The sequence below is a fragment of the Isoptericola halotolerans genome, from assembly GCF_003003075.1.
GTDB classification, from domain to species: Bacteria; Actinomycetota; Actinomycetes; order Actinomycetales; family Cellulomonadaceae; genus Isoptericola; species Isoptericola halotolerans_A.
In genome coordinates this window covers 54152-65835 of sequence record NZ_PVTX01000008.1, presented here as the reverse complement: position 1 = coordinate 65835, position 11684 = coordinate 54152, and the positions used below count along the sequence as shown (strand labels likewise).

The 11684-nt window shown below is 73.9% G+C and carries 11 protein-coding genes; 3 read left to right on the top strand and 8 right to left on the bottom strand.

The features are described from left to right. Positions 1-116: 116 nt before the first annotated feature. Both BCL65_RS18340 and BCL65_RS12250 read right to left on the bottom strand, forming a co-directional pair. The gene (locus tag BCL65_RS18340) at positions 117-2309 is read right to left on the bottom strand and encodes an ATP-binding protein (protein WP_106268431.1); all 2193 of its coding nucleotides are present in this window, start codon (positions 2307-2309) and stop codon (positions 117-119) included. Between the two features lie 76 nt (positions 2310-2385). Continuing rightward, positions 2386-3525 carry a glycosyltransferase family 4 protein gene (locus BCL65_RS12250; RefSeq protein ID WP_106268429.1) on the bottom strand — a complete coding sequence of 380 codons (1140 nt, stop codon included), beginning with the start codon at positions 3523-3525 and terminating at the stop codon, positions 2386-2388. Between the two features lie 58 nt (positions 3526-3583). Between BCL65_RS12250 and holA the strand changes: the two genes are divergently transcribed. Beyond that, on the top strand, positions 3584-4609 hold the full coding sequence (holA, locus tag BCL65_RS12245) for a DNA polymerase III subunit delta (RefSeq protein ID WP_243401033.1): 1026 nt from the start codon (positions 3584-3586) through the stop codon (positions 4607-4609). 113 nt (positions 4610-4722) lie between these two features. On the opposite strand, the gene rpsT is transcribed toward holA, so the two are convergent. From rpsT to BCL65_RS12225, 4 genes are all read right to left on the bottom strand, one after another. Beyond that, a complete protein-coding gene (gene rpsT / locus BCL65_RS12240) occupies positions 4723-4983 on the bottom strand; it encodes a 30S ribosomal protein S20 (protein WP_106268427.1) in 261 nt (86 codons plus the stop codon). A 151-nt stretch (positions 4984-5134) separates the two neighbouring features. Then, the gene (locus BCL65_RS12235; protein ID WP_165800013.1) at positions 5135-5677 is read right to left on the bottom strand and encodes a type II toxin-antitoxin system PemK/MazF family toxin; all 543 of its coding nucleotides are present in this window, start codon (positions 5675-5677) and stop codon (positions 5135-5137) included. Between the two features lie 43 nt (positions 5678-5720). Next, positions 5721-6509, bottom strand: a complete 789-nt coding sequence (locus tag BCL65_RS12230) for an enoyl-CoA hydratase/isomerase family protein (RefSeq protein ID WP_106268425.1) — start codon at positions 6507-6509, stop codon at positions 5721-5723. A gap of 105 nt (positions 6510-6614) precedes the next feature. Further along, positions 6615-7382, bottom strand: coding sequence for a maleylpyruvate isomerase N-terminal domain-containing protein (locus BCL65_RS12225; RefSeq protein WP_106268707.1), 768 nt, complete (start codon positions 7380-7382; stop codon positions 6615-6617). Between the two features lie 143 nt (positions 7383-7525). Between BCL65_RS12225 and lepA the strand changes: the two genes are divergently transcribed. Together lepA and hemW are read left to right on the top strand one after the other, a co-directional pair. Beyond that, positions 7526-9400, top strand: coding sequence for a translation elongation factor 4 (gene lepA / locus BCL65_RS12220; RefSeq protein ID WP_106268423.1), 1875 nt, complete (start codon positions 7526-7528; stop codon positions 9398-9400). Position 9401: 1 nt separating this feature from the next. Continuing rightward, positions 9402-10685 carry a radical SAM family heme chaperone HemW gene (gene hemW, locus BCL65_RS12215; protein WP_106268421.1) on the top strand — a complete coding sequence of 428 codons (1284 nt, stop codon included), beginning with the start codon at positions 9402-9404 and terminating at the stop codon, positions 10683-10685. A gap of 3 nt (positions 10686-10688) precedes the next feature. Here the strand turns inward: hemW and BCL65_RS12210 are convergent, their stop codons facing one another. Beyond that, a complete protein-coding gene (locus BCL65_RS12210; protein WP_106268419.1) occupies positions 10689-11147 on the bottom strand; it encodes a DUF4870 domain-containing protein in 459 nt (152 codons plus the stop codon). 120 nt (positions 11148-11267) lie between these two features. After that, positions 11268-11666 (bottom strand): DUF4870 domain-containing protein, encoded by a 399-nt coding sequence (locus BCL65_RS12205; protein ID WP_106268417.1) that lies wholly within the window; start codon positions 11664-11666, stop codon positions 11268-11270. Positions 11667-11684: the final 18 nt, after the last annotated feature.

Sequence of the window (11684 nt, the reverse complement as noted above, 5' to 3'; positions counted from 1 at the left end):
CGGCCGGCGCCACCGACGCGTCACGGTGAGCCGCCGGGGGAACGGCTCACATCGTCTCGGGCACGGCGTCTCGATCGCCGTGCCCGAGCCGGTCCATCGTGCGCCGTCGGGGGTGCTCAGCGCGTCTGTCGTTCGACGTATTCTTCGAGCACCCACCGGGCCACCTGCACGCGGGAGCCGACACCCAGCTTGGTGCGGATGCGTTCCACGTGGGTGCGGGCCGTGCCCGGAGAGATCACGAGCCGCTCGGCGATCTGCGGGTTCGTCAGGCCGTCGGCCACGAGCTCGGCCACCTCCAGCTCGCGCGGCGTGAGCAGGTCGGTGCCGTGCCGGTGGAACGCCGTCCGCCGCCCCAGGGCCACCACCTCGGCGATGGACAGGGCCGGCTGGCCGCCCATGGTCTCCGTGTCCTCCGGTTCCGGAGACCCCATGCGTCGCCGCATCTCCGCGGCGGCGCGGTGGCAGTCGGCGGCGTCCTGCGCCCGGCCGGTGGCCGCCAGGACGAGGGCGAGCTCGTCGACCAGCGGGGCGGCCTCGGCGAGCGCGTTGTACGGCGCGAGGTCGTCGAGCCCTCCGAGGAGGAGCGTCGCCGCGGAGCCGAAGTCACCGCGGCGGCGCGCCAGGACACCGAGATGGCCCTGCACCCGGCCGGCCAGCCACACCGGCGGATGGACCGCGAAGATCTCGCGTGCCTCCTCGAGGAGCTGCTCGGCGGCGGCGTCCTGGCCGGCCTCCAGCTCGATCCCGCCCAGGTTGGCGCACCACAGAGCGTGCAGGCGGGGGTCGGTCTGCGGGTCGTACAGCGCGCGCACCTGCCGATAGGCGTCGCGGGCGTCGTCGAACCGTCCCTGGGCCGCCGCGACGTCACCGGTGACCGCGATGGCGAAGGGCAACCACGCGGCCGGCTCGCCGCGGCGGATCCTCTCGAGGGCGTCGTGCGCGTGCTCGGCCGCGTCGTCGAGCAGGCCGAGGATGCGCTCCTGGTCGGCGAGCATGTACTCGAGCACCGCGCGGCCGGAGCCCTCGAGGACGGCGATGGCGGCCTTGCTGCGGTCCAGCCCGAACCGGATGCGGCCCGTGACCCGCCAGAACCGGATGGTGCCGGTGAGCAGGGCGACGAGGGTGGGTGCGTCGCGTGCGGCGATGGCGCTGTCGATGGCCGCGACGACGTCGTCGTGCAGCTCTTCGAGCTCGCGGATCTGGTCGGGGGAGAAGTAGCGGTCGCGGTCGCGCTGCGCGCTGATCCGGGCCAGCACGGCGCGTCGGTGGGCGGCGGTCACCTCGGTGCGGGCCTCGTCGTCGAGGTGGGCGCGGGCGTGCTCGCGGACGACGGCGAGCATCCGGTACCTCGTCGCGACGCCGGCGGTGTCGACGGCCAGCAGCGAGTGGTCGACGAGCTCCCCCAGCGCCTGCGTGACCTGGACCGGCGGGGTGCCGGGCGCACAGACGTCGCGGGCCAGCGCGGCGTCGAAACCTCCCACGAACGCTCCGAGCCGGCGGTAGAGGTCGGCGCCCGTGGGGGTCAGGAGGTCCAGGCTCCAGTCGAGCGAGGCGGTCATCGTGCGCTGGTGGGCCGTGCCGCCACGCATCGCGGGCAGTCGCAGGCCCTCGGCGAGCCGGGCGTCGAGCTCGGCCGGGGTCACCGAGCGCAGCTGGGTGGCGGCCAGGACCAGGGGCAGCGGCAGGCCGTCGAGCCGTCGGCACACGGAGAGCAGCGCAGCGCCCTCCGGTCCTGTCGGGTCCACGTGGGCGCCGAGCGCGTTCGCCCGTGCGGTCAGCAACCGCACCGCCGGGCCCGGCGCGCCGTCGTCGGTCAGGGGCAGCGGCCCGAGGCTGAGACGGCGCTCGCCGGGGACGTCCAGGGGGCGTCGGCTCGTCGCGACGAGCGTCAGCTCGGGGCAGGCCGCCGCGACGACGGCCACCAGGTGGGCAGCGGCGTCGAGGACGTGCTCGCAGTTGTCGAGGACGATCAGGGCCGGCCCGCGGCGGAGCTCCGCGGCGAGGACGTCGTGCGGGTCGCCCAGGGAGGAACGCAGGCCGACCTCGTGCAGCACGTGCACCACCACGTCCTCGGGATGGTCGACGACGGTGAGGTCCACGAACCAGCGGCGCCCGAACTGACCGACGAGGCGGTGACCGACCTCTACGGCGAGCGACGTCTTGCCGGACCCGCCCACGCCCGTGATGGTCACGACGGACTGGCTGGCCGCGTCGACGGCGTCGAGGACCGCCTGGACCTCCTGCTCGCGGCCCAGCAGTCGCGTGCGGCGTGCGGCGAAGGTCGGCGCGTCGGTCGGGCTGCGGTCCACCGGTTCATGCAACCACGTGCGCCGGGCAGCAGCAGCGGGAGCCGGCAAGGGCTCGGGCGCACAGTGGTCCACGGCGTCAGCCGGCGAGCAGCCGGCGCAGGGTGTCGAACCGCTGGTCCCACGTCCAGGCGCCTCGTACCCAGGCCGGCCCGTCGGCCCCCATGCGGCGGCACCGGGCAGGATCGGCGAGCAGCTCGACCAGGCGTCGGGCGACGTCGTCCGGGTCGGTGCCGTCCACGACGAACCCGGTACCGCCGTCGCGCACCGCGTCGGGCGCGCCGCCGGAGCTGCCCACGACCACGGGGAGCCCCGCGGCCTGGGCCTCGAGGTAGACGATCCCGAGCCCTTCGACCTCGAGCCCGCCGCGCCGGCTGCGCGACGGCATGGCGAAGACGTCGGCCGCCGCGTAGAACGCCGGCATCGCGGTGTGGGGGTGCCCGCCGGCCAGCACCACGCGGTCGGCCAGGTCGCGGTCGGAGACCAGGCGGCGCAGCCGACCGGCGTCGGGCCCGTCGCCGACGATCAGCAGCCGCGCGTCGGGCACGTCCCGCAGGACCGCGGGCAGCGCGCGGACGAGCGTGTCCTGCCCCTTGCGCTCCACGAGCCGGGCGGCGCACAGCACGACCGGGGCGTCCGGCGGGATCCCGTAGCGCGCGCGCACCTCCCGGCCGCCGGCCGGGTCGGTGCCCGCGAACGTCTCGGGATCGACGCCGGGGGAGAGGCGCACCGCTCGGGCCGCGGCTTCGGGACCGACGGCGTCCGCCAGCGTGCCGACCGTGCGGTCGGAGAGGTAGGTGAGGTGGTCCACGTCCCGGCCGATGCGTCGCAGCGCTGCGCGGGTGCCCGGCACGCGCGCCCACCACAGCTCGTGCCCGTGGGTGGTGGCGACGATGCGACGCACGGAGGTGCGGCGGCGCAGCGCGGCGGCCATCAGGCCCAGCGGCGCGGCGGCTCCGAACCACACGCTGTCGCAGCCGTGCTCCTCGACGAGCCGCACGACCTGCCGCGTGCGGGCCGGCGTCGGCAGGAGCATGCGGGTGTCGGCGCGCACCACCGGGTAGGGCAGGTTGCGGTCGAACGCCTCCTGCCCGGGCGTCGAGGAGGTGTGGACGATGACCTCGGCAGGGTCGAACCGGGAGGTCATCGCATGGACGAACGTCTCGATGCCGCCCTGCCGGGGTGGGAAGTCGTTCGTGACGACGAGGGTCCGAGGCACCGGCTCAGGCTACCGGGGGCGGCCGCGAGGTGTCGGTGCGGTCTGGCAGGCTGGACCCGTGCCACCGACCTCCTCGCGCTCCCGCTCCGCGCGTCGCCCGAAGGCCCCGGCGAACGCCCGGCCCTGGGACGACCCGACCCTCGCCCCGGTCGTGCTCGTGCGCGGCCCCGAGGGGCTTCTCGCGGAGCGGGCCGTCGACGGCGTGGTGGAGCTGGCGCGGGCACGCGACCCGGAGGTCGAGAAGGTCGAGCTCGAGGCCGCCGCGTACGTGGGTGGCGAGCTGACGGTCGCCGCGAGCCCGTCGTTGTTCGGCGAGGCCAAGGTCGTGGTCGTCCGCGGTGCGGAGGCGTGCACGGAGGACCTGGTCGCCGACGTGGTCGACTACGTCGCGGCCCCGGACCCGGAGGGCGTGGTCGTCGTCGTGCACGCCGGCGGCAACCGTGGCAAGCGGATGCTCGACGCGATCCTGGCGTCGGGAGCGCCGGTGCTGCAGTGCGACGCCATCGGCCGCGACGCCGACAAGGTGGCGTTCGTCTCCGGCGAGCTGCGGGCGGCCCGGCGCCGGGCCGAGCCTGCCGCGGTGCGCGCGCTGGTGGACGCGCTGGGCAACGACCTGCGCGAGCTCGCCTCGGCGTGCGCCCAGCTCGTCGCCGACACCACGGGCACGATCGGGGAGGCGACCGTCGACCGCTACTACGGCGGGCGCGTCGAGGCGACAGGGTTCAAGGTGGCCGATGCCGCCGTCGCCGGGGATGCCGGCTCGGCGGTGGCGCTCCTGCGGCACGCGTTGGACACCGGTGCGGACCCGGTACCCGTCGTGGCCGCCCTCGCCCTGCGGCTGCGCACCCTGGCGCGGGTCGCTGCCATCCGGGGCGGGGCGACGACCGCACGGGAGCAGGGGCTCCAGGACTGGCAGGTGCGCAACGCGAACCGCGACCTCGCCCGGTGGACGCCGGAGGGGCTGGCCGCGGCGATCGGGGCTGTCGCCCAGGCCGACGCCGACGTCAAGGGTGGTGGCCGCGACCCGGTCTATGCGGTCGAGAAGGCCGTCCTGACGATCGCCCGCGCGCGCAGCGTGCGCTGACGGCTCGGGCCGCTCGTTCGGCTCGGGCAGCTCGCCCCGGACCGCGCCGCACGAGCGAGAGGGCGCCGTTCCCGACGGGGAACGGCGCCCTCCGGCACCAGCTGTGCGTCAGCTCAGAGCGAGTCGACGGCCTTCGCGATGGCCGACTTGCGGTTGGCCGCCTGGTTGGCGTGGATGACGCCCTTCGACGCGGCCTTGTCGAGCTTGCGCGTCGCGGTCTGCAGGGCAGCCGTGGCGGCCTCCTTGTCACCGGCGGCGACGGCGGCACGAACCTTGCGGATGTGCGTCTTCAGCTCCGACTTGACGGTCTTGTTGCGCAGACGAGCCTTCTCGTTCGTCTTGATGCGCTTGATCTGGGACTTGATGTTTGCCACTGGAGTACTTCCTGGTGTGTTCGCCTGTCGGCGAGCGGATAGGTCGTAGAGGGCGGCCGCAGCTCCGGGACTGGGGTGGGGAACCCGTGGAGAGGAGCTGTGACTGTGCCCGCCGACCTGGGCGGACACGCAGCGCACTAGATTACCAGCCTCAGACCCTTCGCGCCATCGCCTCGGCCACGCGGTCGAAGGCGCGACGCTCGAGCACCGCGCCCTCCCGCCGGACGGCACCCGGGTCCACGCGGATCACGCGGTCCAGACGGACCTCGCTCGCCCGGCCCTGCCGGTCCCAGGGACCGCTGCCGATGTCCATCCAGTACCGGCCGTACCGCGCCTCCCGTTCGGCGTCGAGGTCGTGGTCCCGGCTCGTGAGCTGCAGGCCGAGCAGCCACGGCCCGTCGCGCCCCACCAGGAGGACCGGCCGGTCCTTGCCCCGCGTGGCGTCCTCCTCGAACGGCACCCACGTCCAGACGATCTCGCCCGGGTCCGGGGCGCCGTCGGGGCGCGGGGAGTACCTCGTGCGGACCGTCCCGACGAAGTCGCCCGGGTACGTCGTCGCGCGGGGCGGCGGAGCCCCGGGCGTCCGGGTCGAGGTGCCGACCTTGGGGCGCCCGCCCCGTGGCCGGGCGCCGGTCAGGGAGCCGAGGGCTCGTGCGGCGCGCAGCAGCGTCGTCGTCCAGCGAGGCGTTCTCACGGGTGTCAGCGTACGGCGGTGGCGGACCCGTGCGCCCGCGAGCTCACCGTGCGGTGAACGTCGGGCTGCGCCGGGCGAGGAACGCGTCGACGGCTTCACGGTGGTCCGCGCTGCGCCCGAGCGCGTCCTGCTCCGCGGCCTCCGCGGCCAGCGTCTCCGTCAGCGGCCGGGTCGTCGCGGCCGCGACGAGGCGCTTGGAGGCCGCGTGGGCGAGCGTCGGGCCGGCGGCGAGACGGCGGGCGAGCTCGCGGGCCGTCGGCAGGACGTCCGCGGCCGGTACGACGCGGCCGCCGATGCCCCACCCGACGGCGCTCTCGGCGTCGAACGTCTCCCCGAGCAGGACGAGCTCGCGAGCGCGAGCCGCGCCCACGGCCCAGGTGAGCGTGGCCGACAGCCCCGTGTCGAACGTCAGGCCGACGCCGCCGAACGCGGTGCCGAGCACCGCGTCGTCGGCGAGCACCCGCAGGTCGCACGCCAGCGCGATCCCGAGGCCGGCTCCGACGCACGCGCCCCGCACGGCGGCGATCACGGGCTTGGGCATCGTGGTCAGCGCCTCGGCGAGGGGGCCGTAGTGGCGTTCGACCGTGCGCTGGGTGGCCCAGGCTCCCGACTCCAGCGACGCGACGTGCTCGCGCAGGTCCTGGCCGACGCAGAAGGCCGGGCCCGCCCCGGTCAGGACCACCGCCCGGACCGTGGTGTCCGCCCCCACCTCCTCGAGCGCGGCGAGCAGGTCCTCCTTGAGTGCCAGGTCGAGCGCGTTACGGGCCTCGGGCCGCTGCAGGGTGACGACGGCGACGGCGTCGTCGCGCTCGACGGTGACGGTGTGCGGCACGGGGGTGCTCCTCACGGGCGGGACGCGGCGGGTGGAGGTGGCGGGCGGTCCGGTCGGCCGTCAGTCAACCAGGGGCCGCGGTCCGCTGGCGAGGGAGACCGTGTCTCAGGGCACGATCGGTGCGGCCAGGGTGGTGTGCAGCGTCGCGGCGTCACCCAGTACCTCGACCTCCGCCTCGGACGGCGTGAGGCGCCGCCAGAGGACCAGGGCGAGCTCGCGCGACGGCCCACGGGCGACGACGGCAGGGTCGCCGTCGCCGAGGGTCCACGACCAGCCCAGGTCCGTGGCCTCCAGCCCGACGGCGGCGGTCAGCGGGTCCATCCGCCCCAGCCGGACCTGTCGTGGCGCGAACAGGTGCACGACCTCGTCCACGGCGTCGGCCCAGACCGGCGCCGGGACGTCGACGGGTTCCTCGCGGCCGACGGCGGTGGCCGAGCCCAGGCGTGCGGCCCGCAGGTCGTGCAGGTGCACGAGCGTCTCGTGGGCCTGCCGACGCCGCCAGAACGAGGCGGGGCCGTTGCCGAGCAGCGTCCACGAGGTCGCGTCGGGACCGAGCGCGGCCAGCGTGTCCCGGACCTCCGCCGCCTGCTCGGCGTAGAACGGGGCGAGGTCGAACGGGCCGCGCCCGAGCGGGGTCTCCTGGACCCGGCGCGCCTGACCGGCGGCCCAGTGGTGGATGCGGCCCAGGTGAGTCACGAGGTTCCGGACCCGCCAGCGCCCGCACGCCGGGACCGGGGCGGCAGGGTCTGCGCCGTCGACGTCCGCGGCGAAGGCCTCTTGCAGCCGTCCCAGCAGCGCCAGCCGGTCGAGGTCGGCCGCACCGTCGGTGCGGCGGCCGGAGGACGGGTCGACGGCGGGGGCGGGCGTGGTCATGCCGTCACGGTAGAGGGCGGCGGGACGGTGCTGAAGGCCGGCGCCTGCCACGTGGCGTCGAGGTGCTGCCAACCGGACCGCCGGTGGCATGGGAGAATGACCAGGCCCATCCCGACCGGCCCGACCCGACGGAGCGAGACGCGTTGCCCATCCCGTCCCCCGCGCTGAGCGAGCGCATCCAGCCCAACGCCACCGCGCCCGAGCTGATCCGCAACTTCTGCATCATCGCGCACATCGACCACGGCAAGTCGACGCTCGCGGACCGCATGCTGCAGCTCACCGGTGTGGTGCAGCCGCGCGACGCACGCGCGCAGTACCTCGACCGGATGGACATCGAGCGCGAGCGCGGCATCACGATCAAGTCCCAGGCCGTGCGCATGCCGTGGCAGCTCGGCGACGAGCCGTACGCGCTGAACATGATCGACACCCCGGGCCACGTCGACTTCACCTACGAGGTCTCCCGCTCGCTCGCCGCGTGCGAGGGCGCCGTGCTCCTGGTCGACGCCGCCCAGGGCATCGAGGCGCAGACGCTCGCCAACCTGTACCTGGCGATGGAGAACGACCTGGAGATCGTCCCGGTCCTGAACAAGATCGACCTGCCGGCCGCCCAGCCGGAGCGGTACGCCGAGGAGCTCGCCAACCTCGTCGGCGGCGACCCGGCGGACGTCCTCAAGGTCTCGGGCAAGACGGGCGAGGGTGTCGAGCCGCTGCTGGACCGCATCGTCGAGCGCGTCCCCGCGCCCGTGGGCGACCCCGACGCCCCCGCCCGGGCGATGATCTTCGACTCGGTCTACGACACCTACCGCGGTGTGGTGACGTACGTCCGCGCCATCGACGGCGACCTGAACCCGCGCGAGCGCATCCAGATGATGTCGACCCGGGCCACGCACGAGCTGCTCGAGATCGGGGTCATCTCGCCCGAGCCCATCAAGACCAACGGCCTCGGGGTGGGGGAGGTGGGCTACCTCATCACCGGTGTGAAGGACGTCCGTCAGTCCAAGGTGGGTGACACGGTCACGACCGCCAACAAGCCGGCGACCCAGGCCCTCGGCGGGTATGCCGAGCCGAAGCCGATGGTCTTCTCGGGCCTCTACCCGGTCGACGGCTCCGACTACCCGACGCTGCGCGACGCGCTCGACAAGCTCAAGCTCAACGACGCCGCGCTGAACTACGAGCCGGAGACGTCCGTGGCGCTCGGTTTCGGGTTCCGCGTCGGGTTCCTCGGCCTGCTGCACCTCGAGATCGTGCGCGAGCGCCTGGAGCGCGAGTTCGACCTCGACCTCATCTCGACCGCCCCGAACGTCGTGTACGACGTGACGATGGAGGACGGCACCGAGGTCAAGGTGACCAACCCGTCCGAGTTCCCGGGCGGGAAGATCAAGGAGGTCCGCGAGCCCGTGGTCAAGGCCACGGTCCTGGCCCCCAGCGAGTTCGTCGGCACCGTCATGGGCCTGTGCACCGACCGGCGCGGCACCATGCAGGGCATGGACTACCTGTCCGAGGACCGGGTCGAGCTGCGCTACACGCTGCCCCTGGCGGAGATCGTGTTCGACTTCTTCGACGCCCTGAAGTCCCGCACGCGGGGTTACGCGTCCCTGGACTACGAGCCCGTCGGCGACCAGGCCGCGGACCTCGTCAAGGTGGACATCCTGCTGCAGGGCGACCAGGTGGACGCGTTCAGCGCCATCGTGCACAAGGACGCGGCCTACGAGTACGGCGTGAAGATGACCGCCAAGCTCAAGGAGATCATCCCGCGCCAGCAGTTCGAGGTGCCCATCCAGGCCGCCGTCGGCGCTCGCGTCATCGCCCGCGAGACGGTGCGCGCGATCCGCAAGGACGTGCTCGCCAAGTGCTACGGCGGTGACATCTCCCGCAAGCGCAAGCTGCTCGAGAAGCAGAAGGAGGGCAAGAAGCGCATGAAGAACATCGGGTCGGTCGAGGTCCCGAAGGACGCGTTCATCGCCGCCCTGTCCTCCGACGGCGCGGGCGGCAAGGAGACCAAGGACAAGAAGAAGTAGCGTGCCGGCCCTTCCCGACGGCGAGGCCGTCCCGGCCGACGGCGCGCTGCCCTCCTTCGTGGCTCGGCACGGGGCGCACGACGCCGGCCGGTTCGGCGTGTACGTGCACGTGCCGTTCTGCTCGGTGCGGTGCGGGTACTGCGACTTCAACACCTACACGGCCTCGGAGCTGGGTGGTGGCGCCTCGCAGCTCGCCTACGCGACGACGGCGTTGCGGGAGGTCGACCTGGCCGCTCGCGTCCTGGACCGCGCGGGCCTGGGTGACCGGCCGGTGTCGACCGTGTTCTTCGGCGGGGGTACCCCGACCATGCTGCCGGCCACGGATCTCGCCCGCGTCCTGACCGGCGTGCGCGACGCGTGGGGCCTGGCGCCGGACGCCGAGGTCTCGACGGAGGCCAACCCCGACTCCGTGACCCCGGAGTCCCTGGCCGTGCTTGCCGAGGCGGGGTTCACGCGCGTCTCGTTCGGGATGCAGTCCGCGGTGCCGCACGTGCTGGCCACGCTCGAGCGCACGCACGATCCCGCCCGCGTCCCCGACGTGGTGCGCTGGGCGCGGGAGGCGGGCCTGGACGTCTCGCTCGACCTCATCTACGGCACGCCGGGGGAGTCCACCGACGACTGGCGGACCTCGGTGGAGGCCGCGCTGGCCACGGGCGTCGACCACGTCTCGGCGTACGCGCTCGTGGTCGAGGCGGGCACCAAGATGGCCGCTCAGGTACGCCGCGGCGAGGTCCGCCTGCCGGACGAGGACGACCAGGCCGTCAAGTACGAGATCGCGGACGACCTGCTCACCGCGGCGGGTCTCGGCTGGTACGAGGTGAGCAACTGGTCCCGCGGGCCCGAGCATGCCTGCCGGCACAACCTCGCCTACTGGCGGGGCGACGACTGGTGGGGCATCGGCCCGGGGGCGCACTCCTACGTCGGCGGACGTGCCGGGCCCGACGGCGGTGCCGCGGCCGGGGAGCACGCCGGCGTGCGCTGGTGGAACGTCAAGCACCCGCGGCGCTACGCCGCCGCGCTCGAGGCCGGCGGGTCGCCGGGTGCCGGACGCGAGCTGCTCAGCCGGGACGAGGCGCACCTGGAACGTGTCATGCTCGGGGTGCGGCTGGCCGAGGGGCTGGACCTCACGGTCCTGGACGCGGGCGGCCGCCGCGCCGTCGCCGGGCTCGTGGCCCGGGAGCTGCTGGACGGTACGGCGGCCGTGCGGGGGCGCGCGGTGCTCACGCGCCGGGGGCGGCTGCTCGCCGACACCGTGGTGCGCGAGCTGACCGCCGGCGTCGGCTGACCGCTACCTGATGAAGCGGATGGTCAACGGGTAGCGGTACCACTCGTCCCGCGAGGCGGCCATCGCTCCGAGGATCCCGAAGACGACCGCGCCGACCCACGCGACGAACACCAGGAACATCCCGAAGACGCTGAGCAGCCCGATGATCGGGATGACCGCGATCACGGTGGACACGATCGGGATGCCGACGTAGGCGAGCAGCAGGGTGAGCTGGAAGTTGAGTGCTTCCTTGCCCTGGTCGTCCAGGCGCCGGCTGCGGTCCTTGTAGATCAGCCACACGACGAGCGGGACGACGAACGACGTGACGATCCCGCCGGCGTGCGCGACGACCGACCAGGTCCGCTCGTCGGCCGGTGCGACCGGGGCCGGCGGGACGGCGGCGTACTGGGCAGGGGGCGGCTGGTGGGAATGGGGGTGGGGATGGGGCTGCTGAGGCTGCTGGGGCGGTGTCGGCTCGGTCAACGAGATCCTCCGTCGTGCGTCGTCATGCGTGGAATGTCCGCAGGCACGCTAGCCGGGCGCAGCGAGGCCGAGGGGTGACTTGACCCGGAGTTGAGGTCATTTCACCCGCTCGGCGGGCCGTCACTTCACGAGACGCAGGGTGAGCGGGTAGCGGTAGGCCTCGTACCGGTTGACGGTGATGGCCGCGATGATGGCCAGGACCAGTCCGGTGATCCAGGCGGCGACGAGGATCAGCCAGCCGATGAGGATCAGGGTGGTGATCCATCCGACGATGACCACGATGAGCAGCGTGATCTGGAAGTTCAGCGCCTCCTTGGCCTGGTCGGCGACGAAGGCGCTGCGGTCGCGCAGCACGAGCCAGATGATCAGCGGGGCCAGCAGCCCGAGCGTCCCGCCGGTCACGGCCGCCACCAGGAGGGGGCCGATGTGGGCGAGGATCGCCCACGTGCGCTCGTCGGACTGCGACAGCGGCCTGGGCCCGTAGGGCTGCTCGGGCGGCGGCGGCGGTGTGTGGGTCATGCATCCATCCTGGCAGAG

Excerpts from the sequence above, each read along its gene's own strand:
- BCL65_RS12225 (WP_106268707.1), bottom strand. The coding sequence starts at position 7,382 with ATGACCACGCCCGCCCCCGCCGTCGACCCGTCCTCCGGCCGCCGCACC.
- BCL65_RS12205 (WP_106268417.1), bottom strand. The coding sequence starts at position 11,666 with ATGACCCACACACCGCCGCCGCCGCCCGAGCAGCCCTACGGGCCCAGG.